Source organism: Staphylococcus simulans, from assembly GCF_002994445.1.
Classification (GTDB): domain Bacteria; phylum Bacillota; class Bacilli; order Staphylococcales; family Staphylococcaceae; genus Staphylococcus; species Staphylococcus simulans_B.
The window spans coordinates 24641-47763 of sequence record NZ_MRZJ01000014.1 but is presented as its reverse complement, the minus strand read 5'-3'; the positions used below and the strand labels follow the sequence as shown (position 1 = coordinate 47763).

22 protein-coding genes and 1 CRISPR repeat array are annotated in these 23123 nt (G+C 38.8%); of the genes, 16 read left to right on the top strand and 6 right to left on the bottom strand.

Translation table 11 applies throughout. The annotated features are described in order from the left end of the window. Positions 1 to 8 precede the first annotated feature (8 nt). A CRISPR array of direct repeats spans positions 9 to 834; the repeat unit is 36 nt; unit sequence GTTTTAGTACACTGCAATTTTAGGTATGAGTGATTC. Between the two features lie 207 nt (positions 835 to 1041). The 11 genes from C7N65_RS11965 (at position 1042) to xylB (ending at position 13065) form a co-directional block, all read left to right on the top strand. Next, entirely contained in the window at positions 1042 to 1500 is a 459-nt protein-coding gene (locus C7N65_RS11965; protein WP_105994671.1) for an LPXTG cell wall anchor domain-containing protein, read from the top strand. Positions 1501 to 1717: 217 nt separating this feature from the next. Continuing rightward, positions 1718 to 2791: a PTS transporter subunit IIC gene (locus C7N65_RS11960; RefSeq protein ID WP_105994670.1), complete on the top strand. Its 1074-nt coding sequence runs from the start codon at positions 1718 to 1720 to the stop codon at positions 2789 to 2791. A 58-nt stretch (positions 2792 to 2849) separates the two neighbouring features. Next, positions 2850 to 3920: a PTS transporter subunit IIC gene (locus tag C7N65_RS11955; RefSeq protein WP_105994669.1), complete on the top strand. Its 1071-nt coding sequence runs from the start codon at positions 2850 to 2852 to the stop codon at positions 3918 to 3920. A 240-nt stretch (positions 3921 to 4160) separates the two neighbouring features. After that, entirely contained in the window at positions 4161 to 5234 is a 1074-nt protein-coding gene (locus C7N65_RS11950; protein WP_105994668.1) for a PTS transporter subunit IIC, read from the top strand. A 556-nt stretch (positions 5235 to 5790) separates the two neighbouring features. Next, positions 5791 to 6522 carry a 5-oxoprolinase subunit PxpB gene (gene pxpB / locus C7N65_RS11945; protein WP_105994667.1) on the top strand — a complete coding sequence of 244 codons (732 nt, stop codon included), beginning with the start codon at positions 5791 to 5793 and terminating at the stop codon, positions 6520 to 6522. After that, complete coding sequence (locus C7N65_RS11940) at positions 6512 to 7522, top strand: biotin-dependent carboxyltransferase family protein (RefSeq protein WP_105994666.1); 1011 nt, start codon at positions 6512 to 6514, stop codon at positions 7520 to 7522. The genes pxpB and C7N65_RS11940 overlap by 11 nt, the downstream gene beginning before the upstream one ends. Further along, positions 7519 to 7965, top strand: a complete 447-nt coding sequence (gene accB, locus C7N65_RS11935) for an acetyl-CoA carboxylase biotin carboxyl carrier protein (RefSeq protein ID WP_105994665.1) — start codon at positions 7519 to 7521, stop codon at positions 7963 to 7965. The genes C7N65_RS11940 and accB overlap by 4 nt, the downstream gene beginning before the upstream one ends. Before the next feature lie 17 nt (positions 7966 to 7982). Continuing rightward, positions 7983 to 9341 carry an acetyl/propionyl/methylcrotonyl-CoA carboxylase subunit alpha gene (locus C7N65_RS11930; protein WP_105994664.1) on the top strand — a complete coding sequence of 453 codons (1359 nt, stop codon included), beginning with the start codon at positions 7983 to 7985 and terminating at the stop codon, positions 9339 to 9341. A gap of 1 nt (position 9342) precedes the next feature. Further along, entirely contained in the window at positions 9343 to 10101 is a 759-nt protein-coding gene (gene pxpA / locus C7N65_RS11925; protein WP_105994663.1) for a 5-oxoprolinase subunit PxpA, read from the top strand. Between the two features lie 3 nt (positions 10102 to 10104). Then, positions 10105 to 11334, top strand: a complete 1230-nt coding sequence (locus tag C7N65_RS11920; protein WP_105994662.1) for an NRAMP family divalent metal transporter — start codon at positions 10105 to 10107, stop codon at positions 11332 to 11334. Between the two features lie 234 nt (positions 11335 to 11568). Next, on the top strand, positions 11569 to 13065 hold the full coding sequence (xylB, locus tag C7N65_RS11915; protein WP_105994661.1) for a xylulokinase: 1497 nt from the start codon (positions 11569 to 11571) through the stop codon (positions 13063 to 13065). Between the two features lie 89 nt (positions 13066 to 13154). On the opposite strand, the gene C7N65_RS11910 is transcribed toward xylB, so the two are convergent. Further along, positions 13155 to 13334, bottom strand: coding sequence for a VraH family peptide resistance protein (locus C7N65_RS11910; RefSeq protein WP_105994660.1), 180 nt, complete (start codon positions 13332 to 13334; stop codon positions 13155 to 13157). A 115-nt stretch (positions 13335 to 13449) separates the two neighbouring features. Between C7N65_RS11910 and C7N65_RS11905 the strand changes: the two genes are divergently transcribed. After that, entirely contained in the window at positions 13450 to 14025 is a 576-nt protein-coding gene (locus C7N65_RS11905) for a GNAT family N-acetyltransferase (RefSeq protein ID WP_105994659.1), read from the top strand. Between the two features lie 111 nt (positions 14026 to 14136). After that, complete coding sequence (locus C7N65_RS11900; RefSeq protein WP_105994658.1) at positions 14137 to 14745, top strand: metallophosphoesterase; 609 nt, start codon at positions 14137 to 14139, stop codon at positions 14743 to 14745. 56 nt (positions 14746 to 14801) lie between these two features. On the opposite strand, the gene C7N65_RS11895 is transcribed toward C7N65_RS11900, so the two are convergent. The 5 genes from C7N65_RS11895 to C7N65_RS11875 all read right to left on the bottom strand — a co-directional run bounded on the left by C7N65_RS11895 (position 14802) and on the right by C7N65_RS11875 (position 18469). Continuing rightward, positions 14802 to 15581 carry a hypothetical protein gene (locus tag C7N65_RS11895; RefSeq protein ID WP_105994657.1) on the bottom strand — a complete coding sequence of 260 codons (780 nt, stop codon included), beginning with the start codon at positions 15579 to 15581 and terminating at the stop codon, positions 14802 to 14804. Beyond that, positions 15571 to 15909 carry a PadR family transcriptional regulator gene (locus C7N65_RS11890; RefSeq protein WP_105994656.1) on the bottom strand — a complete coding sequence of 113 codons (339 nt, stop codon included), beginning with the start codon at positions 15907 to 15909 and terminating at the stop codon, positions 15571 to 15573. The genes C7N65_RS11895 and C7N65_RS11890 overlap by 11 nt, the downstream gene beginning before the upstream one ends. 147 nt (positions 15910 to 16056) lie before the next feature. After that, a complete protein-coding gene (locus tag C7N65_RS11885) occupies positions 16057 to 16233 on the bottom strand; it encodes a FeoB-associated Cys-rich membrane protein (RefSeq protein WP_105994655.1) in 177 nt (58 codons plus the stop codon). A 12-nt stretch (positions 16234 to 16245) separates the two neighbouring features. Next, entirely contained in the window at positions 16246 to 18240 is a 1995-nt protein-coding gene (gene feoB, locus C7N65_RS11880) for a ferrous iron transport protein B (RefSeq protein WP_105994654.1), read from the bottom strand. After that, positions 18233 to 18469: a FeoA family protein gene (locus tag C7N65_RS11875; RefSeq protein ID WP_105994653.1), complete on the bottom strand. Its 237-nt coding sequence runs from the start codon at positions 18467 to 18469 to the stop codon at positions 18233 to 18235. Before C7N65_RS11875 ends, feoB begins: the two co-directional genes overlap by 8 nt. A 756-nt stretch (positions 18470 to 19225) precedes the next feature. Here C7N65_RS11875 and C7N65_RS11870 point away from each other — a divergent pair. From C7N65_RS11870 to galU, 3 genes are all read left to right on the top strand, one after another. Further along, on the top strand, positions 19226 to 19930 hold the full coding sequence (locus C7N65_RS11870; protein WP_105994652.1) for a YveK family protein: 705 nt from the start codon (positions 19226 to 19228) through the stop codon (positions 19928 to 19930). 140 nt (positions 19931 to 20070) lie between these two features. Next, entirely contained in the window at positions 20071 to 21954 is a 1884-nt protein-coding gene (locus C7N65_RS11865) for a polysaccharide biosynthesis protein (protein ID WP_105994651.1), read from the top strand. 226 nt (positions 21955 to 22180) lie between these two features. Beyond that, positions 22181 to 23047, top strand: a complete 867-nt coding sequence (gene galU, locus C7N65_RS11860) for a UTP--glucose-1-phosphate uridylyltransferase GalU (protein WP_105994650.1) — start codon at positions 22181 to 22183, stop codon at positions 23045 to 23047. The last annotated feature ends 76 nt before the right edge of the window (positions 23048 to 23123 follow it).

The window sequence follows — 23123 nt, the reverse complement described above, 5'->3', positions numbered from 1 at the left end:
AGACCCGCGTTTTAGTACACTGCAATTTTAGGTATGAGTGATTCTTGAAGATGAAGATTATTACAAGGTAGCTGGTTTTAGTACACTGCAATTTTAGGTATGAGTGATTCAACCGAGGAACTGGAACAGCTTATTGATCATGTTTTAGTACACTGCAATTTTAGGTATGAGTGATTCTTATTAAATCGGTAGTGGATTGTAACGCATGTTTTAGTACACTGCAATTTTAGGTATGAGTGATTCATATACAAGCCGATTAATCAGAGAAGAAAGTTTTAGTACACTGCAATTTTAGGTATGAGTGATTCACTGATGAGATGAAGCGTGAAGAACAATTAGTTTTAGTACACTGCAATTTTAGGTATGAGTGATTCCAAATACTTTAATAATTTCTTGATGTTTTAGTTTTAGTACACTGCAATTTTAGGTATGAGTGATTCAGAGTTATGTGAGTTATTACCGAATAGAAGTTTTAGTACACTGCAATTTTAGGTATGAGTGATTCTTAGGTTTGAACTTAATATACAAAGCATTTGTTTTAGTACACTGCAATTTTAGGTATGAGTGATTCACGGCGGCGAAATTATGAATTTAAGCGGTGGTTTTAGTACACTGCAATTTTAGGTATGAGTGATTCTTATTTTGTGTGGAAATTCAGCGGAATACAGTTTTAGTACACTGCAATTTTAGGTATGAGTGATTCAATATCATTCTTTTTAGTCATTGGACAATGTTTTAGTACACTGCAATTTTAGGTATGAGTGATTCGAAAATCGAACGTACTGTGCTTGATAAAATGTTTTAGTACACTGCAATTTTAGGTATGAGTGATTCACAAGCAATGATAGAAAATAGTAATCCATGTTTTAGTACACTGCAACTTTAGGTAGTCAGTATTATATTGTTTGTTGGCAGCTTCGACTGTTTTTTTAATGTCTTATCAAGTTTGTATAGATACTGTAAAACAGGTTTATTCTGCAGGTTGTATCGGTTACTTTAGAAGTGTGTCATTATCATTATTTTAAGGGTAGGAGGCTTATCATGAAAAGATTGAGTATGATCGGTACGGCATTAGTAGCAAGTGCATTAATCTTCAGCGGTATTGAAGATGTGGCAGATGGTGCAGAAGCTTATGCGGCAAAGGCGGTGACAGGTGAAGAGTTGCCGGATTCAACTGATCCAGATGGCGATGGATGGGCAAATATCGGTTTTGAAAATCTGCAGTTAGATGAACCTTATCAATCTCAATTACTCGAGTTAACTAAAATGAAAGATTCTGGCCAACTTGAACAAGCGGAATATAATGAAAAAGTCGCTGAGCTTGTTTCGAAAGCGAGAGAAGTAAGCGGTAATGAAGCGAATGCTCAAGCATCAGCGCAACAGCTGCCGGATTCTGGCGAAGCAAATCAGAATTTAGTTTGGGCAAGTGTCGGTTTATTAGTAGCTATTGCAGGTGCAGGTTTAACGTTCTCTGCACGCACTAAAAATAATAAAGAATAATTATTAAAGCATACTGTGTATTGAATGATTTTAAGATGTGTATTAAACGTATCGATATGATGATAATAATGTATAGAAGATATAAGAGGAGCTGAATTTGTAAAATGCTTCTCTTATTTTATTTTGCACCATTGACTTATACAACAATAAGCACTACAATTATTCTGAAAATTACAAAAACATCAACGTCTTTTTGCATCACGAGAGGAGAATTTTTATGGAACAAACAGCACCTACACGACCTGGGACTAAAATCGGTCCTAAATACTTTCTTTTTAATCTTCTTAATGGGGTAGCAATCGGAATTGTAGCCGGATTGATCCCTAATGCAATTTTAGGTGAAATTTTAAAAGCCTTAGTGCCTTTTCATCCTGTCTTTACTCAATTATTGCATGTTACAACAGCCATTCAATTTGCGGTTCCCTGTTTAATCGGTGCGTTAGTTGCGTATCGATTCAAATTTACACCTCTAGGTATAGCAGTCGTTTCAGCGGCTTCTTTTATGGGGAGCGGCGCAGTTGTCTTAAAAGGACATACTTGGGTTATTACCGGTATCGGTGATTTGATTAATACAATGTTTGCGGCTGCACTTGCTTCATTAATGATTTTATTTATCGGTGAACGCTTTGGCAGTTTGAACTTGATTATCTTGCCGACATTTGTGGCAGTATTAACCGGTTATATCGCTTTGCACACTTTGCCTTATGTTAAATTAGTGACTTCTGCGATTGGTCATATGGTTAACAGTTTCACAGAATTACAACCGATTCCGATGTGTATATTAATTTCATTAGTTTATGCATCTATCGTTATTTCGCCGATTTCCACCGCCGCATTATCGATGGCAATCGGTATAGAAGGTTTAGCTGCAGGTTCTGCTTCAATCGGTATCGCTGCAGTAGAAGCAGTTTTGACTGTAGGGACTTTAGGAGTCAACCGCTTAGGTGTTCCGATGACTATCTTCTTGGGCGGTGTAAAAATGATGCTTCCTAACTTAGTGCGTCATCCTATTATTTTCTTACCGATTACAACAACTGCCGCAGTTACCGGATTTGTGGCGAGTTTGATTGGTATCGGCGGTACGAAAGAATCTGCTGGTTTCGGTATTATTGGTCTTGTTGGTCCGATTAATGCTTTTCGTTTCTTAGGAAGCGGCAACTTCATGATTAAAACCGTTTTAGTTGCACTTGCATTCTTTGTTGTACCATTTATTACAGCAATCATTGCACACTTTATTTATAGCAAAGTGTTGAAATTGTATGATAAAGAAATCTTCAGATTTATTGATTAACAGAAATTGAACGAATCATTTAAGGAATATAAGTTGAAATGTTGAAGGAGCAGACATCATGAAAAGTACACTCACACGACCAGGGACGAAAGTCAGTCCTAAATTATTTCTATTTAATGTTTTGAATGGGGTCGCTTTTGCGATTGTAGCTGGTTTAATCCCGAATGCGATATTAGGAGAGCTATTAAAAGCATTAGCACCGCATTTTAAAATCGCTGTTGTTTTGCATCAAATTACAACTGCAATTCAATTTTCAGTTCCAATGCTTGTCGGAGCTTTGGTAGGACATCGTTTTAAATTCAGTCCGCTTGGTATCGCAGTGGTTTCTGCCTCTTCATTTATCGGCAGCGGGGCTGCAGTATTTAAGAACGGCGCTTGGGTCATTACCGGTATTGGCGACTTGGTTAACACAATGTTAGCCGCATCGATTGCGTCATTATTGATTTTATTCTTCGGTGAACGTTTCGGCAGTTTGAACTTAATTATTTTACCGACATTTGTGGCCGTATTTACAGGCTTTGTTACTTTGGTTACATTGCCTTATGTTAAACTTGTAACGGCCGCGATCGGAACAATGATCAATACTTTTACAGAGATGCAGCCAGTTTTAATGTGTATGCTGATTGCGATTGTTTATAGCATGATCATTATCTCTCCGATATCTACCGTCGCAACATCTATGGCAATCGGTATTGCCGGCTTAGCCGCAGGTTCTGCTTCAGAAGGGATTACCGCTGCAGAAGCCGTACTTGCCTTTGGTACGTGGAAAGTTAATCGCTTAGGTGTACCTGCTACGATTATACTTGGCGGTGTGAAAATGATGCTTCCGAATATGGTACGTTATCCGATTATGTTGGTACCTATCGTCACAACAGCTGCTATTTCAGGTATTATCGGCAGCTTTATCGGTGTCGGCGGAACTAAAGAGTCTGCTGGCTTCGGAATCATCGGTTTAGTAGGACCCATCAATGCTTTCAGATTCTTGCATATAGATGATGTATGGTTAAAAGTGCTTTTAGTATTTATCGCATTCTTTGTCGTACCATTCACTGTTGCATATATCGCACACTTTGTTTATATGAAAATATTCAAACTCTATACTAAAGATATATTCAAATTCTTAGGATAACTCAAAACAATGGCAGAAGCGTATTCTATGTTTCAGCCATTGTTTTTTATTGAGAAAGAATTGCTATTAATTCAGTTTTACAGCTTTCGTTTATACACATTTAGTATCTTCCTACTATTAATCGATAGTTAGTAACATATTTAATTTCGATAGTTATTGACTTTATATTGATTAGATATTAGAATTATCAGAATATTAAGAAATAATTCTAATTCAAATTAATCGATAGGGGGAAAATAAATGACAGCTAGCAATATGACACGACCTGGTACAAAGGTCACTGTGAAAACTTTTTTATATAATGTCTTAAATGGGGTGGCCTTTGCGATTATTGCTGGGCTGATTCCTAATGCGGTGTTAGGTGAGATTTTTAAAGCGTTGGCACCGCATTTTAAAGTGGCGGAAACTTTCTTGCAGATTACGACAGCTATTCAGTTTGCTGTACCTATGCTTGTAGGTGCTTTGGTTGCACATCGATTCAACTTTACACCGTTAGGGATAGCGGTTGTAGCTTCAGCATCGTTTATCGGGAGCGGCGCTGTACAGTTTAAAGAGGGTGCTTGGGTAATTACTGGTATTGGAGACTTAATCAATACAATGCTTGCGGCTTCTATTGCATCACTTTTGATTCTTTTGATCGGCGAACGCTTCGGCAGTTTGAACTTAATCATCTTACCAACGTTTGTGGCTGTCATTACAGGCTTTATTGCCTTACAGACGTTGCCGTATGTACAATTAGTTACAACAGGTATCGGCAATATGATCAATACTTTTACAGAAATGCAGCCGATATTGATGTGTATGCTGATTGCAATTGCTTATAGTATCATTATCATTTCTCCGATTTCGACAGTGGCGACATCTATGGCCATCGGTATCAGCGGTTTAGCAGCTGGTTCTGCATCTATCGGTATTACTGCAGCTGAAGCAGTGTTAGTCTTTGGCACATTGAAGGTCAATCGTCTTGGCGTACCGGTTACAATTTTATTAGGCGGCGTGAAAATGATGCTTCCGAACATGGTACGCTATCCTATGATGTTGATTCCGATTACCTTTACTGCTGCTATTTCAGGTATTGTCGCAAGCTTTATCGGCATCGGCGGTACAAAAGAATCTGCAGGTTTCGGTATCATTGGTTTAGTCGGTCCGATTAATGCGTTCCGATTTTTAGAAACAGATTTGATCTTTGTGAAATTAGCATTAATTATTGTCGCATTCTTTGTAGTACCGTTTATCGTCGCTTATATTGCACATTTCATCTGCATAAAAGTGCTCAAATTGTATGATAAAGAAATTTTCCGATTCCTTGGCTAATCTAACTTTCGGTAGAAAAATAATAAATTTTTTATCTAGAGGAAAACAGCGCAAATCCTGTTATATCAAGCACTACCAAATGGGACTCAATTTAAAGTGAGAAACTATTTCAAAAAAAGACTTTTACTTTAGCGGATTATGTATTATATTATAACAATATGCATGGAAAGGCTTTCAGAAAAATTGTCAGAATACTTTTGCACTTTTAGTGAGATGACACAATAATTAGAAATATTTCAATATCAATTAAGAATTAAAATAAATTTAATATTCTTCTTAATCGATTTGCATGTATCAGAGATGTTATAATGGGATTTGTTGATTATTTTGCCTATAGGTAAAGTCAACAATAAAAAAACGAAATACAACACAAAGAGATAACGGGATTGAATGAAATTGACTGCATGATCGATAGAGGTATCGGTTGATGCGGTCAAGTTAATAAATAAAGGAAAGAACGTACTAGGCATTGTGCTTTCTTTCTTTAATAAACATTGGGGTGACGTCATCATTAAGATGGGTTACAGTCACCGAAATTCAAAGGGGAGGCTATGTGATGAATTACCAAATCATCAGCGAACAAGCGATTTTGGTTCGATTCGAATCGCGCATCGATCCGAAAACGTTTAAGAAAGTACAGCAATTGGTCGTTTATCTTGAGCGCTTAGCACATGATGCGATTAATGAAATTGTACCTTCTTATCGTGCGGTTATGATTCATTTTGATGACCGTAAAACGGATGCAAAATCGCTTATTGAAGATTTGAAGCTGGATACACTGGACATCAGTGATATCGAAACTTCAGAAAGCTCTAAAGTGGTACGTATTCCGGTAATTTATGGGGGTAAATACGGACCAGATTTAGAAGAAGTTGCCAAACACAACAATCTGTCGGTAGAAGAAGTGATTCAATTACATACAGCACCGACTTATTTAATTTACATGCTAGGTTTCATGCCTGGTTTCCCATATCTCGGGGGATTAGATGAGCGTCTGTATACACCGAGAAGGGATGAACCTAGAGTTCGTATCGATGCAGGCTCTGTAGGAATTGCGAAAAACCAAACAGGCTTGTATCCGAAAGATTCGCCAGGCGGATGGCAAATTATCGGCCGCACACCGTTAGATGTGTTCGACTTGGATCGTGAACCGATGACACTTTACGAAGCAGGAGACAATATTCAGTTCTATCAGATTTCGCAAGAAACGTATGATGAAATTATTGAACAGAAAAATGATCCTGATTTTGACATAGAAAGATGGGTGACAATTCAAGATGAGCATTAGAATAGAAAAACCTGGACTATTTTCAACAGTCCAAGATATCGGACGTTACGGCTATCAAAAAGAAGGTTTCTCAAGTGCAGGCGCATTAGACAGATACAGTTACCGCTTAGGCCGCCAATTAATCGGCAATAACGGACCAGCAATCGAAGCAACAATTATCGGACCGACACTTCAATTCTTAGAAGATAATACAGTTGTGATTGCAGGGGCTGAGTTTAAAGCAACACTTAACGGCAATCCGTTTCCGCATCAAACAGTAGTACAAGTTTATAAAGGCGATGTACTGGCTTTAAATGCGTCAATTAAAGGTGCCCGCGGTTATTTATTCTTCGGTCATCCGATTGATGTGCCTGAAGTAGCTGGAAGCTATGCGACACATACACGTACAAAAATGGGCGGCTTCCATGGCCGTGCATTGAAGAAAGGCGATATGGTTCCTGTTCAATATAATGACGACTATCGTAAACATGTGGGCTTTGCCAGCGACTTAGACTTGATTCACGAAGGTACAGATGCCATCAGAGTAGTAGAAGGACCGCAATATGAAAGCTTTCCGGACGAAAGCCATGAAGGGCTTGTTTCAGAACCCTTTGAGATTTCTGAACAGTCAGACCGTATGGGCTTCAGATTGAAAGGACCTTCAATTCCGCCGAAAAACAGTGCGGATATTATTTCAGAACCTGTAGCACTCGGCAGTGTACAAGTTCCAAATGACGGTAATCCGATTGTATTAATGAATGATAAGCAGACTGTCGGCGGTTACACAAAAATTGCGACAGTATGCCAATCTGATTTAAGTGTATTAGCACAAAAGAAACCCGGTCAAAAAGTGAATTTTGAATGGGTAACTGTTGAAGAAGCAATTCAGCATTTAGCAGATTATAATGAAGGCTTTGAAGCTGCTTTAGAAGCAGTAGATAAAGAACCGTTGTTTGACATTCGGGAAATGAGAACAACGTCAAGACGTATCAGCGAATTATTAGAGGGGGATCAATCATGAAATTAGAAGAGATTAAAGATTTAATTAACTTAGTAAAAGAGAACAAAGTCAATAAATTCAAATATAAAGATGAAGCACATGAAATCGAGTTGGATTTCTCAGCGCCGCAACAAGCACAGCCGGCAACACAAATCCAAACACATGCGACATCTAACCCTGCACCAGAAGCTCAAGCAGGACAGCCTCAAGGTGCTGAACAAGCATCAGGCGAAACTGTCAATGCGCCGATGGTAGGTACATTCTTCTTGCAAGATACAAAAGAATTAACAGAACCTTTAGTTAAAGTCGGAGACAAAATTCAAAAAGGCGATGTTATCGGCTATATCGAAGCAATGAAAGTAATGAACGAAGTGACAAGCGAAGTCGACGGCGAAGTGGCAGATATCTTAGTAGATCACGGCACGAATGTCGAATATGACCAGACATTAATTGAAGTTAAGTAAAGGGGTGAGAAATTATCATGTATCGTTGTTTAATTGCAAATAGAGGTGAAATCGCAGTACGAATCATTCGTGCATGCCGCGAAGCTGGAGTGGAAACTGTAGCCGTATATGCGAAAGGAGACGAAAAAAGTCTGCATGTGAGTCTTGCAGACGAAGCCATCTGTATTGGCGAAGCGAATCCGTTAGACAGCTATTTAAATATTCCTCGTATCATCGCAGCAGCAGAAATTACAGGGGCCAATGCCATCCATCCAGGTTATGGATTCTTATCAGAAAGCTCTGAGTTTGCGCAAAAAGTAGAAGAGAATGATATTTACTTTATCGGTCCGACAAAACGTACGATGGAAATGATGGGTGATAAAATCACTGCACGTCAGACAGTTGAATCTGCAGACGTTCCAATTATTCCTGGTTCTATCGGTGCTGTGCATTCTGTAGAAGAGATTGAAGAAATCGCAAAAGATATCGGTTATCCGGTTGTACTTAAAGCCGCAAGCGGCGGCGGAGGTAAAGGTATCCGTATCGTAAAAGACCCGAAAGATTTAGAGAAATCTTTCAAAGAGGCACAAAGCGAAGGCGAAAAATACTTCGGCGACGATCGTATTTATGTGGAAGCCTTTATCCCGGTTGCTAAGCACGTAGAGGTACAAGTTATCGGCGACGGTAAAGACAATTACGTTCACTTAGGCGAACGTGACTGTTCAGTACAACGTAAAAACCAAAAATTGATTGAAGAATCACCATGTGCAGCATTAACTGAAGAAAAACGTACTAAAATCTGTGAAGATGCGGTTAAAGTCGCAAGAGCTTCAAATTACCGCAGTGCTGGGACAATCGAATTCCTAGTAACAGATGATGCATACTACTTCATCGAAATGAACGCACGTATACAAGTAGAGCATACAGTAACTGAAATGCGTGCAGACCGCGACTTGTTAAAAGCACAATTAGACTTATGGAAGAGCGGCACATTACCGTTCAGCCAAGAAGATATTCACTTTACAGGTCACGTGATTGAAGCACGTATCAACGCTGAAAACCCAGAACGCAAATTCCAACCTTCACCAGGCAAAGTGAAAGGGCTGCACTTGCCTCAAGGTTTTAATGTGCGTGTCGATTCATTGTTATATCCTGGCTATGTGGTATCACCTTATTACGATTCGCTTGTCGCAAAAGTGATTGTTAAAGGTGCTGACCGCACACATGCGATCAACAAATTGAAAGCAACATTAGATGAAATGGTAATTGACGGTTTCACAACAACTGCAGACTTCTTATATGCGGTATTATCTTATCCAGCTTACGCAGAAGGAGATGCAAAAGATGTCGATATCAAATTCTTAGATCGTCATCATATTATTAAGGGGGCTTCTTAAAATGCAAGTAGATTTAAATTGTGATTTAGGCGAAGCATTCGGTAATTATTCATTCGGCGGAGACCATCAAATTATTCCGCTGATTACTTCAGCAAACATTGCTTGCGGTTTTCACGCAGGCGATGAAAATGTGATGCATGAAACAGTTAAACTGGCAAAAGAACATGGTGTCGGCATTGGTGCGCACCCTGGCTTTAATGATTTGCAAGGCTTCGGCCGACGCAAAATGGATTTATCGCCAGATGAGATTTACACACTTGTGGCTTATCAAATCGGTGCATTATCCGCATTCTGCCGTATACACGATGTCAAAATCAATCATGTGAAACCACATGGTGCCTTATACAACATGGGTGCGCGTGACAAAGATATTGCTCACGCAATCGCACAAGCGGTATATGACGTGGACCCATCACTCATCTTAGTCGGCTTATCTAATACATTATTAGTATCTGAAGCAGAAGCTGTGGGCTTAAAAGCAGCCAATGAAGTGTTTGCGGACAGACGCTATGAAGAAGACGGCCAATTAGTCAGCCGTAAAGAATCAGACGCAGTCTTAACAGATACAGAAGAAGCAATTGAACAAGCAGTTAAGATGGTTAAAGAAAACAAAGTCACTTCGAAAACAGGTAAAGAAATTGAATTGAAAGCAGATACAATTTGCGTGCATGGCGATGGGGCACATGCATTGGAATTCGTGTCGAAAATCAGAGAAAGATTAACGAAAGAAGGTATTTCGATTACGAAATTAGGGGGTTAACATATGGGAGAGAACAAACAAGGAAAGTCGGAATTCGAGTTCACAAAGGAGCATAAAAGACTCTTATTAGGGTCAGTCTTCTTAATGGCGACATCAGCCATCGGACCTGCGTTCTTAACACAAACTGCAGTCTTCACTCAGCAATTCGCTGCAAGTTTCGCTTTTGCGATCTTGTTATCAATCATTATTGATATCGGAGCGCAAATTAATATTTGGCGTATTTTAGTAGTAACAGGTCTTCGTGGACAAGAAATCGCAAATAAGATGGTTTCAGGATTAGGGACCTTTATTTCCATCTTGGTTGCGATAGGCGGCCTTGCCTTCAACATTGGTAACGTGGCTGGTGCCGGTTTAGGTTTAAACGCCATCTTCGGCATTGATGTAAAATGGGGTGCCGCAATCACTGCAATCTTGGCGATTGCTGTGTTTATCAGTAAGAGCGGTCAAAAAATCATGGACTTCGTTACAATGATCTTAGGGGTAATGATGATTGGTATTACTGCTTATGTAATGGTGGCATCTAATCCGCCGTACTTAGAAGCAGCTGAGAAAATGGTATTGCCTGAACAACCAGGCGCATTAGTATTGCCGATTATCACATTAATCGGGGGTACAGTAGGCGGATACATCACATTCGCTGGTGCCCACAGAATCTTGGACTCAGGTATCAAAGGCAAACACTATCTGCCTTTCGTTAACCATTCAGCGATCGCTGGTATTTTAACAACGGGTGTTATGCGCGGACTTTTATTCTTAGCAGTATTAGGTGTTGTCGCAACAGGTGTTGCATTAAACCCTGAGAACCCGCCAGCATCAGTATTCGAACATGCACTTGGACCAATCGGTAAGAATATCTTCGGTATCGTATTATTTGCTGCCGCTTTATCTTCTGTTATCGGTTCAGCATACACAAGTGCAACGTTCTTAAAAACATTAAGCAAAACACTTATGAAACGCAGTAATATCATTGTGATTATTTTCATTGTAGTTTCTACAATTACATTCTTATTAATCGGTAAACCAGTTAAACTATTAATCATCGCAGGTGCATTAAACGGTTTAATCTTACCAATTACATTAGGTGTTATTTTAATCGCAAGTAAGAAAAAATCAATTGTCGGCGACTACAAACATCCGACTTGGATGTTATTATTCGGTGTTCTTGCCGTACTCGTAACAATTGTGACAGGGTTCTTATCATTCCAAGGTTTAGCGGAATTATGGAACTCATAATAGAAATGTATAAAACACACGGGCTGATTTTGCTCGTGTGTTTTTTGAATGGCTTCTTTTCGCAAATGTTGTCATTTCTTATCGTACACTTGTACGTTTAACATCACATTTTATGACAACTTTAATATATTTATTGTTGAAAAAGCGATATACTATAATCAATTAAGACAGAGACAATTCTTTTCATGATATTACAATAAACCTATCGTTTATCACAGAGAAAGGAAGATGTATATGACAAATGAAGCGGTAATAGGAATCGACTTAGGCACGAGCGCAATTAAACTGATTGCAGTTGACCGCTCGGGCAACGTCATCGGCACACAAAGCGAACCGCTTAAACTTTATCAACCGTATCCAGGTTATTCAGAACAAGATCCGACAGAATGGCATGACGCAGCTGTTTTAGGTTTAAAACATTTACTTAAACAAGAAGCAGTCACAAAGCATGAGATTAAAGGTATTTCATTCTCAGGACAAATGCATGGACTTGTGATGATTAATCAAGATGGACAGCCATTAAGAAGAGCGATTCTATGGAACGATACACGTACAACACCGCAATGCGAACAAATTAAAGCTCGATACGGCGAACAAGTATTAGGTAATCCAGTTGTAGAAGGTTTTACGCTGACAAAATTACTATGGGTAAAACAAAACGAACCAGAATTATGGTCGCAACTTGATACATTTATGTTGCCGAAAGACTATTTGCGCTATAGTTTAACAGGCGAAGTACATACAGAATATTCAGATGCGGCAGCGACAATGTTATTGAATCCGCAAACAAAACAATGGGATAAAGCATTAGGTGCTGCGTTTGATATCCCTGACCATATCTATCCAGACTTGCTTCAATCACATGATCAAGCAGGCAGCCTTACAGAAGCATTGAAGAAAGAGTTAAATCTCACAGAAGACATTCCAGTATTTGCAGGGGGTGCGGATAATGCTTGTGCTGCACTAGGTTCGGGTGTCATCAGACCGAATGATGCGATTTGCAGTATCGGAACTTCTGGTGTGTTATTAATCTGCGAACCGATCGGAGAGGCAGAGGGTTACGGCCATAAAATTCATTTAATGAATCATGCTGTACCCGATGTAAACTATTTAATGGGTGTGACACTTAGTGCTGGCCACAGTTTAAGCTGGTTCAAACGCGAATTCTATCCTGATGATGACTTTAATACATTGATGGAGGACGCAAAAGCATCTGATATCGGTGCACATGGTTTAATTTTCACACCTTATTTAGTCGGGGAACGTACTCCGCACGGCGATGCTTCCATCCGAGGCAGCTTTATCGGTATTACAAGCAGCCATACTCGCGGGGATTTTGGCCGTGCAGTTGTCGAAGGTATTACGTATTCATTATATGATTCTCTGATCTATTTACGCAGTATCGGAAGAAATGTGACTAAGATTGTCTCAACAGGCGGCGGTGCAAAAAATGATTTTTGGCTTCAGCTTCAAGCCGATATCTTTAATGCGGAAATCTATAAACTTAAACATGAAGAAGGACCAAGCATGGGAGCTGCGATGTTAGCCGCATATAGTTTAGGCTGGTATCCGACACTCAAAGATTGTGCAAAAGCCTTTATTCATTATGCAAAAACCTTCCAACCTGATTTGAAACGTCATATGGCATATGAGTCATACTTTAAAATTTATCAACAAGCCTACCAAGCAACACGCCGTATGACCAGCGAATTATTAGAACTGCAAAAATAAAAAACATATCCTCTGATACTAAAAATATCAGGGGATATGTTTATCATCTGTATGCAATAACACTGATCAATTGCTTAGCGCACTTAATATTATTTGCCGTTTTTTTCTAGGTAGTATCCGATCCAAGCTGCTAATGGCAGACCGATAATAGGTGTTGTGATTGCGCTTAATGCGATGGCTGAAACAATCATGATAATACCGTTTTTAGAACCGAAACGCATGTGTTTGACTGTTTCGATAACGTCTTGTACATATTCTTTAAATGACATAAAAAGCCCTCCCTTTAAGAGTTGTTGTTAGATTATTCACATATAATATAACACTTTTTGAAACGTTTAGATAATAAAAGGGTAGTGCCAGATAAAAATAGAAAGAAGTGAAGGTATGGAGTTTGAATATTTGTCTGAAGAGACCGAGCGGTTAATGATTCGACCGCTGGAAGAAAAAGATTATGACATGTGGATGAAAGGGTTTTGCGGCAGAGATGTATCGCAAAATCCATATGACGAAGGAAAGTTGGATATGTCTGTTTGTACAAGAAAATGGTACAAGCAGCTGATAGAAAAACATCAACGCTTGTTAAAAGCAGATGATATTTATATTTTTGGTATTTTCCGTAAGTCAGATGGGGTACATATCGGCAACTTAGATGTTGTGACTTTGTCGCGCCAACATTTTCAGTGGGCTGAATGCGGTTATGCGATACATAATCAATTTTGGAGACAAGGCTATGGTTATGAAGCATTAGCAGCGATGTTGAAAATTGCGGAGCGCCGTTTGAAATACCATCGTATTGAAGCACATGTTAATATCGGAAATGAGCCGTCCATCGGTTTATTAGAAAAAGCGGGTTTTAAATACGAATGTACACGTGAACAATTCTTATTTGAAAATGGGGAATGGACAGATCACTATGTCTATTTTAAGAATTTAAATTCACAACCGCCAATTAATTTCTAAACCTATCAATTTTACAAAAAATTAAGAAACAATTTGCAAAATATTAGTTATACTAGAGACAAGCAGTATTCTTGAAAGGGAAGTTCGAAAAAGGAGGGGCACTCTGTCATCATGAAGGGCAGACTATTAGTATCATCAGACATTCATGGCCATGGAGAAGCCTTGGCTAAATTACTTGAATATGTAGACTATAATCCTAAACGAGACCAATTGGTATTACTCGGTGACTATGTAAATAACGGTCCGGATTCTGCAGGAACACTTAAAATGGTGCAGAAGTTACATAATGAAGGCGCAATTGTCTTGCTGGGGAATCATGATATCCGCTGGATGAAGTCTAAAGAGAAACGCAAACGCAAATGGAAATCCGTATTAAAAGAGTTTGACAGTATGGCTAAGATTGATCATTATCTATTTGTACATGCCGGCGTGAATCCCAAAAAATGTTTATCCAAACAAAAGCTCACAGAAGTGACAGGCTTTGAATCTGATGCAAAACTGTCACGCAAGATTAAAGGAAAATGCGTCGTACACGGCCATGTACCTACAAGACGATATGGTGCTAAGAAACATCGTATTCATGTCGAAGCACATACGATTGATATCGATACCGGTGCAGGACACGGCAAACGACTCTCACTTGTTGATTTAACCCATCAGCATGTCTGTGCAGTAGAAGTCGACCGTTTGAAGAAAATACATGAATACAGTTATGCATAATTAAAAAGTCGAAGCTATCTATAGAATATAGATAACATCGACTTTTCTTTTTGCAATCACTTTTGAGACATCTTTCTCTTATAAGCTTTTAAATAAAGTATTGTAAGGAATATTCCTAATAACATGAGTGATAATTTTGTCATATTCGCACCGGCCGAATCCTTATGGCCGAATATGAGTATTGTTATAACATAAGGTGCGACTAGCGAAATACTGCAGAAAGCTAAAACTTTAGATTTAATAAGTGCTGCGATAATCAAGAAAATGATTACAATCCCAATTCCGATAAAGAAGCTGGTTGTGGGAGAAAATGTCGCAAATACATGAATCGGATATTTTTCAGTGATAGATGCTCCGAATAATAAGATTGATAATGCAACTGCGATATAGACAATAATAAATGTTATAGATTTCGGCGGCTTCTTATGCATGATTTTCCATTCAATGCCCCATTTAGACATGAAATATTTATATGCAATCCAAGTCAAAAGCAGTACACCTAACGTTATAAAGACGTAAATAATGGTACTTAAAGAAAAATTGAAAGGTCCTTCAAAAAAACGCGGCAGTATACGGAAGATAAGTACAAAAGCTAAGAGTAAAGCACTATATTGTATCCACTGTTTATCAAGAGGGACCTCTTTAGAAATTTTATTGATATAGGATTTGACAGAACCGCCCGTCACATCATCAACACTATGTCCATGTGCTTCTGCTTCAGTTAAATGGTCTCTGAGTTCATCTTCGATTTCATTAATGGATTGGTCATCTTTTCCGCGTTCCATTAATGTAATACGCAGTTTCATCAAGAATGATTCTGCTTCTTTACTTAACATCTTTGTCACTCCTTAATAGATTATTCATACCTTGGTTGAGCGCAAACCATTTATTTCTGAAGTTGTCGAGTTCTGTTTGTCCTTCTTGTGTAATCGTGTAGTATTTTCGTCTTGGACCGCCGGTGTCAGATTTGCGTGTTTCGCTTTGGATGTATGCTTTTTTGCTTAAACGCAGTAAGACAGGATAAATACTGCCGTCGCTGATCTCAGGGAAATTTTTTTCTTTCAGCTTTTCGAGTATTTCATAACCGTAAGTTTCGCCTTGTGCAATTAAAGCTAAAATAGCGCCATCCAATAAGCCTTTCATCATTTGATTTGAAATTGTCATAATGTCACCTCGTTAAGATAGAGGAAAGTTTAACTATCTTATAATGTAAGATAGTCTATTTTCTGTTCTTTGTCAACTATCTTATAATAAAAGATAGTAAGATACAAAAATAGCACACGTCCATAGTCTGGGACGTGTGCTGTTGGATTATGACGCTTTATTTTGATGTTTTTTCATGGCTTTCGGCATGGAATGTCCGCAGCCTTTATTGATTTCGCAAGCTGCGCATTTGCCTTGTTTGGATTTCTTGAAGAAGCGGATAATTGTAAATGCCGCATAGCCTAAAATGAGTAGTAGAATAATACCATTGATTAATAATGTCATATTGATTGCTCCTTAACTAAAGAGTTGGCTTGCTTGATAGAATACGAATGCAAGAATGTAGGCAATCGCAATCGGATAAAGCGTTGCGATGGCTGTCCATTTCCATGAGACGGTTTCTTTTCGAATGGCCGCAACAGTGGATAAACACGGAATGTACAATAAGATAAACAACATAAATGCATAAGCAGATGCAGGTGTGAAATGACTGGCAATCATATTAGTCAAACCTTGGCTGTCTACTGCGTAAATGATAGCCATAGCACTTACAACAACTTCTTTTGCTAAGAAGCCTGGGATTAATGTAGCGCCGGTCTGCCATGAACTAAAGCCTAATGGAATTAATAGTGGCGCAATCGCTGCACCGATTAAATGCAAGAAGCTTTGATCCACATCTACACCGAAACCTCCTGGCCCTGCATAGTTTAACAGCCAAATGACAACAGAACCGCCGAAGATAAATGTACCTGCTTTTTTCACAAAGCCTTTTGCTTTTTCCCAAGTACTTCTCCATAATGTTTTCGCAGAAGGCAGACGATACGGCGGCAATTCAATCACAAAGACTGAGTTTTCTTTTTTCAAAATTGTTTTCGTCATCACAAAGCTGACGATTAAAGCAACGACAATACCAATGACATAAAGGCTTAAGACAATCAATGCTTGGTGCGTCTTAAAGAATACACCGACAAAGAGGGCATATACCGGAAGACGTGCTGAACATGACATAAACGGAGTGATTAATATCGTTGTCAGGCGTTCTTTCTCTTGTTCAATCGAACGTGTTGCCATAACACCCGGGACATTACAGCCGAAGCCGATAATCATCGGGATGAACGATTTCCCATTCAAACCTAACCCTTCCATAATTTTATCCATGATTAATGCAATACGTGCCATGTAACCTGAATCTTCTAATACAGAGATGAAGAAGAATAAAATCAAGATTTGCGGTACAAAGACGAGTACTGCACCTACACCGGCGATAATACCATCTGTAATTAACGCTTGAAGGAACGGATAAAGTCCTAAAGCATTCATACCTTGATTGATCCAATCGGTAAACGTACCACCGATAAATGCGTCGAGCTGATCGGATAACGGCGTGCCTATCCATGAGAATGTCGCTTGGAAAATCAGCCACATAATTACAAGGAAAATCGGAATGCCGACATATTTATTCGTTAAAATTTTATCGATTCGATCAGTAAGGTATTGTTTCTTTTTATCTGGATGCGAAATAACATCTTCAATGAGGGTATCGATAAATTCAGTTCTTGAACGGCGCATGCTGTCTACAATAGATAAGTCTAATTGTTGTGCAAGCTGTGTTCTGATTGCTTTTAAAGCGTCGATGTTGTGAGGACTTATAAATTGTTCAATCGCAGGGTTGCCGAGCAGATATTGTACTGCGATGAAACGATGTCGTTTTTCTGGGAGATCTAGATGTTGTTTTAAATAGTGCTGAATTTCAGCAAGTGCATGTTCTACGTGATGTTCATAAGGAATTTTCAGAGGTTGTGATGTCGATAATGTATCTTCTTTTAATAATTCCAAAATACTTTCGATGCCTTGGCCGCTTCTTGCGACAATCGGTAATATCGGCAATTTCAACCGGCGCATCAATAAATTGCGGTCAATCATAATACCGCGCTTTTCAGCAACGTCGCCCATATTCAGACATAATAACAAAGGAGCACCAAACTCCATAAGCTGTGTTGTCAAAAGCAGGTTGCGCTTTAATTGGACAGCATCTACGATGTTGATGATTTTTGAGAAATCATCGTGCAGCAAGTAGTCTGTAACGACAGTTTCATCCTTTGAAATAGGGAGCAAGTCATAAATACCAGGCAGATCGACCAAATCGCCTTGTTTATCTGTTAATAGACCGACTTTCTTTTCAACGGTGACACCGCTCCAGTTTCCTACATACTCATAAGAGCCGGTTAATGCGTTGAAGAGTGTGGTCTTGCCGACATTCGGATTGCCGACAATACAATACGTATTAGACATCAGCTTGCTCCAAAGTGATATTGCATGCATCGCAATGTCTGATTCCGATACATTGTCCATCCATTTCTAATGTGCATGGGCCTTTCATAAAGAATTTTTGACGTACTTTAATCTTACTTCCGACAGTAAAACCAAGTGCGCTTAAACGGTGCGCAAGCTTTGTATTGTCAAATTGCATATTGATAATCTTATAAGTTAAACCAGTTTTTGCGTTCGCCGCATCTATCATAATCAACACCTCTTCCAATACTTCTAATTGATAACTATTATCAATGATATTTTACACTAATTACAAGGTTGCCACAATATAAAATGATAAAATAATTCGAACTTTATTTGAACAATCATTGGAATATTTGTATCAACCCTTTTGATTGAGCAAATGATTGCATCCGAAATCATTGAAATTTAATGTTTTGGTAACTTTAAGGCTATTGCCTTTTTACTTTATCCTATATTATAATTTAGTTTATTGAGACTTAATGTTTTTAAAGATTGAATTCAGGACTGCACTGTCACGCTGGGATAGGTGTCATCTAAGAAAGATTTGGCACATGAAAGCCGTCTAGACTGTTATGTGCAGGTGCTGATAAAGATCTTATTTTGAATGTTTCCATATTACGATGATGTTTTCTGATGCGAAGATTGTTTTGCTGGGAACGCTGGCACATTTGATTTCAGATAATTAACACAAATAGATGTGCAGATGTAGGCAGATTTATATATTGAATGTGAAGCGGATATGAAGCAGACGTTGCGTTATTCTTAATTTGATGTGATTTTAATTGCTATTGTCATTAATTGTGATTAAAGAATGTAAATTAAGTGTAAAACTTATGCAACAATTCAATTAATATGAATGCATTTAGAATGTTTTCTATTATAATGAATCACAAGCGGTCGGATTCGTCGTGAAAGCAAAGCAGCAGCAACGCTTCTGACATGTAGCATTCAATTTTCCGCATTACGGAGGTAACGAAGCAATATGGAAGAAAATAATAATTTTGATTTTTCAAAAACATTGGAGATAATCAAACGCAATTTAAAGTGGTTGATTATTTTACCCATTGTGGGGCTCTTATTAAGTGTGGTGCTGACGGCATTTGTTGCACAACCTAAATTCGAAGCAACATCACAAGTGCTCATTAAAAAGAGCGATAAAGGTGATTTGACAATGGCTGAGAAGTTCCAAGCCGATTCACAAATTGTGGCTACATACACTGATATCGCTAAAAGCCCGCGTGTATTAGGTAAGGTGGCAGAGGAAGTAGGCAACGATGAAGACGCAAAATCTATCAAAGAAAAAGTTGAAGTCAACAATCAGCCTAACTCGCAAGTGCTGAACTTTACCGCAACAGCAGAAAGTGAAAAAGACGCTAAGAAAATTGCGGATGCTTCCGCAGAGGTCTTTAAACAAGAAGTAGGGGATTTATCGCAAGATGGCGGCATTGATATTTTGTCTAAGTCAGGCGATGATGTGAAAGAAATTTCATCTAGTATCGGCAAGAATGCAGTTGTAGGATTCGTCGCAGGTTTCATTATTGCGGTGATTGTCGCATTAATCCGAGAATTTTTGAAAAAGACAAAAACCCCTGCATCACATACAAGCAAACAACAGACACAACATACAAATCAACGCAGACGAACAAAAAGAGAAGATTTAACACAAGATGACTTTGAAACTAGGTAATCAGCTAGTTTATCAATAATCATTTAAGAGGAACAGCGGGTTGGGATGGCAGATATTCCCAACCTTTTCCTGTTCAAACGTACATACTTTATATTCGGCACCTGGTTCAGACAGAGATCAATTAATTGAGGTGAAATATAGTGTCAAAAATTTCAGCAAGACAACAGCGGCTGATGTTACTGCTTGTGATTGACTCCATCATTGTCGCGTTTTCTGTCTTCTTAAGTTACTTAATTCTCGAACCGTATTTCCGCGGTTATTCTTTAACATTGCTTATCCTATCTTCGCTGGTATTGCTCTTCTCGCATCATATCTTTGCCAGTGTGTTCAATCTCTATCACCGTGCATGGGAATATGCCAGTGTCAATGAAATGATCGTCATAGTCAAAGCGGTCACATGTTCCATGGCGATGACAATCTTGATTGTGCCTTTCTTTACACATGAAGGACCTTTCTTAAGATTGTACTTCATCACTTGGATGATGCATGTGCTGTTAATCGGCGGTTCAAGACTGTCATGGCGTTTATTCCGCAGAACATTGAAGACAAAAGGCAAGAAGCGTCAAAATACTTTAGTCATCGGTGCAGGCGAAGGCGGTTCAATGTTAATCAATCAAATGTTGAAACGTCCGACAATGGGATTAGAACCTGTTGTTGTAGTTGATGATGATCCGAAGAAACAAAAATTGACGATTACAGAAGGGGTTAAAGTACAAGGTGTCATTGATGATATTCCGGATTTAGTACGCAAGTACCGCATTAAGAAAATCATTATTGCGATTCCGACTTTAACACAGCAGCGTCTAAGAGAAATCAATGATATTTGCGAAAACTTAAGCGCAACGGTATTGAAAATGCCGAATATTGAAGAGGTTATGTCTGGTAAATTAGAAGTCAGCCAGCTGAAAAAAGTAGAAGTGGAAGACTTGTTAGGACGCGACCCGGTTGAATTAGATATGGAAATGATTTCTAAAGAATTAACACATCAAACGATTATGGTTACTGGCGCAGGCGGTTCAATCGGTTCAGAAATCTGCCGACAAGTCTGCCGCTTCGCACCAGCACGTATCATTTTATTAGGTCATGGTGAAAACAGTATTTACTTAATTCACCAAGAACTTCAAAAGCAATACGGCGATCAAATCGATATTGTGCCAGTCATTGCGGATATTCAAGACCGTTCAAGAATGTTTAAAATTATCGAGCATTATCAACCGTATGTGGTATATCACGCAGCTGCACATAAACATGTACCGATGATGGAATACAATCCAAGCGAAGCGATTAAGAACAATGTTCTCGGTACCAAAAATGTGGCAGAAGCCGCACGTAATGCTCGCGTTTCTAAATTCGTAATGATTTCAACAGACAAGGCAGTTAATCCGCCGAACGTAATGGGCGCATCTAAACGTGCCGCAGAAATGATTGTACAAAGTATGAATGAAGCAGACTGTAAAACAGACTTTGTGGCGGTTCGTTTCGGCAACGTATTAGGTTCACGCGGTTCTGTAATTCCATTGTTCAAGAAACAAATTGAAGCCGGCGGTCCGGTGACAGTGACACACCCTGAAATTACACGTTACTTTATGACTATTCCTGAAGCAGCACGTCTGGTATTGCAAGCAGGCGCGATTGCAGAAGGCGGTGAGGTCTTCGTATTGGATATGGGAGAACCTGTGAAGATTGTCGACCTTGCGAAGAACTTGATTCGCTTAAGCGGTTATAAAGACGGCGACATCGAAATTAAATTCAGCGGTCTCAGACCGGGTGAAAAACTATATGAAGAATTATTAGATGAAGATGAAATTCATCCTGAACAAGTCTACGAAAAAATCTATCGCGGAAAAGTAGAGAGAATGAAAAATGATGATGTACTCCGCATCTTGGACGAAATCATTCATAGTAAAGACTATAAACAAAAATTAATTGATCTTGCGAATCATCGCTATGAAGAACAAAACGGCAAATCGGCGAAGGAAGATGAAGGTAATACAGACATCCCGCCCTTTCGTCTAATTAAATAAAATGAATCAAAAGTATCTGATTATCATAAAGATAACCAGATACTTTTGTTTGTATTTGACTATTAAGGGTTAAAACCCTAATATTAGCAGTGATGTTAACGTAACAAATGAGGTAATATCACAACTTGATAACACATAAGTTAAAGACATTAATAAGTGGTGATAAGTGACTTATACATAAAGAATCAGTTGCGCTTAATACCACCTTTTAAAAAGGAGATTTTTCATGACGAAGATTAAAAAAGCAGTTATTCCAGCGGCAGGTTTAGGTACACGTTTCTTACCTGCGACAAAAGCAATGCCGAAAGAAATGTTGCCGATACTTGATAAACCGACAATTCAATACATTGTAGAAGAAGCCTATCGTGCCGGCATTGAAGACATTATTATTGTTACAGGCAAACATAAGCGTGCCATTGAGGATCACTTTGATAATCAAGTAGAACTTGAAAATAATCTGAGAGAAAAAGGTAAGATGGACTTGTTAGAAAAGGTGCAGCATTCAACGCACTTAGCGAATGTCTTCTATGTCCGTCAGCGTGAACAAAAAGGTTTAGGCCATGCGATTTGGACTGCTCGCCAATTCATCGGCAACGAACCGTTTGCGGTCTTATTAGGAGATGACATTGTAGAATCAGAAACTCCTGCCATCAAACAATTAATGAATGTCTATGATGAAACAGGTAAATCTGTTATCGGTGTACAAACTGTACCAGAGAAAGATACGCACCGTTATGGCATTGTAAAACCTGAAAAACAAAACGGACGTTTATACGAAGTCGAAAAATTTGTGGAAAAACCAGCACCAGGTACAGCACCTTCTAATCTTGCGATTATGGGCCGTTATGTTTTAACACCGGAAATCTTTGATTATCTGTCTACACAAGATAAAGGCAGCGGCGGAGAAATCCAATTAACAGATGCCATCGAACGTTTGAACCATGATGATGACGTTTATGCGTATGATTTTGAAGGTCAGCGCTTTGATGTCGGAGAGAAAACGGGCTTTGTGAAAACAACCATTGCATATGCATTAAAAGATGAAGACATGAAAGAAGATATTAAGTCATTTATTAAATCACTTGATCTATAAACGAAACAAATAGCAGAGGGCTGAGAGGTCCTCTGTTTTTTAGTGCCGTTATACTTAAAGATTTGGTTATATATTA

Excerpts from the sequence above, each read along its gene's own strand:
- C7N65_RS11965 (WP_105994671.1), top strand. The coding sequence starts at position 1,042 with ATGAAAAGATTGAGTATGATCGGTACGGCATTAGTAGCAAGTGCATTA.
- C7N65_RS11960 (WP_105994670.1), top strand. The coding sequence starts at position 1,718 with ATGGAACAAACAGCACCTACACGACCTGGGACTAAAATCGGTCCTAAA.
- C7N65_RS11955 (WP_105994669.1), top strand. The coding sequence starts at position 2,850 with ATGAAAAGTACACTCACACGACCAGGGACGAAAGTCAGTCCTAAATTA.
- C7N65_RS11950 (WP_105994668.1), top strand. The coding sequence starts at position 4,161 with ATGACAGCTAGCAATATGACACGACCTGGTACAAAGGTCACTGTGAAA.
- pxpB (WP_105994667.1), top strand. The coding sequence starts at position 5,791 with ATGAATTACCAAATCATCAGCGAACAAGCGATTTTGGTTCGATTCGAA.
- C7N65_RS11940 (WP_105994666.1), top strand. The coding sequence starts at position 6,512 with ATGAGCATTAGAATAGAAAAACCTGGACTATTTTCAACAGTCCAAGAT.
- accB (WP_105994665.1), top strand. The coding sequence starts at position 7,519 with ATGAAATTAGAAGAGATTAAAGATTTAATTAACTTAGTAAAAGAGAAC.
- C7N65_RS11930 (WP_105994664.1), top strand. The coding sequence starts at position 7,983 with ATGTATCGTTGTTTAATTGCAAATAGAGGTGAAATCGCAGTACGAATC.
- pxpA (WP_105994663.1), top strand. The coding sequence starts at position 9,343 with ATGCAAGTAGATTTAAATTGTGATTTAGGCGAAGCATTCGGTAATTAT.
- C7N65_RS11920 (WP_105994662.1), top strand. The coding sequence starts at position 10,105 with ATGGGAGAGAACAAACAAGGAAAGTCGGAATTCGAGTTCACAAAGGAG.
- xylB (WP_105994661.1), top strand. The coding sequence starts at position 11,569 with ATGACAAATGAAGCGGTAATAGGAATCGACTTAGGCACGAGCGCAATT.
- C7N65_RS11910 (WP_105994660.1), bottom strand. The coding sequence starts at position 13,334 with ATGTCATTTAAAGAATATGTACAAGACGTTATCGAAACAGTCAAACAC.
- C7N65_RS11905 (WP_105994659.1), top strand. The coding sequence starts at position 13,450 with ATGGAGTTTGAATATTTGTCTGAAGAGACCGAGCGGTTAATGATTCGA.
- C7N65_RS11900 (WP_105994658.1), top strand. The coding sequence starts at position 14,137 with ATGAAGGGCAGACTATTAGTATCATCAGACATTCATGGCCATGGAGAA.
- C7N65_RS11895 (WP_105994657.1), bottom strand. The coding sequence starts at position 15,581 with ATGTTAAGTAAAGAAGCAGAATCATTCTTGATGAAACTGCGTATTACA.
- C7N65_RS11890 (WP_105994656.1), bottom strand. The coding sequence starts at position 15,909 with ATGACAATTTCAAATCAAATGATGAAAGGCTTATTGGATGGCGCTATT.
- C7N65_RS11885 (WP_105994655.1), bottom strand. The coding sequence starts at position 16,233 with ATGACATTATTAATCAATGGTATTATTCTACTACTCATTTTAGGCTAT.
- feoB (WP_105994654.1), bottom strand. The coding sequence starts at position 18,240 with ATGTCTAATACGTATTGTATTGTCGGCAATCCGAATGTCGGCAAGACC.
- C7N65_RS11875 (WP_105994653.1), bottom strand. The coding sequence starts at position 18,469 with ATGATAGATGCGGCGAACGCAAAAACTGGTTTAACTTATAAGATTATC.
- C7N65_RS11870 (WP_105994652.1), top strand. The coding sequence starts at position 19,226 with ATGGAAGAAAATAATAATTTTGATTTTTCAAAAACATTGGAGATAATC.
- galU (WP_105994650.1), top strand. The coding sequence starts at position 22,181 with ATGACGAAGATTAAAAAAGCAGTTATTCCAGCGGCAGGTTTAGGTACA.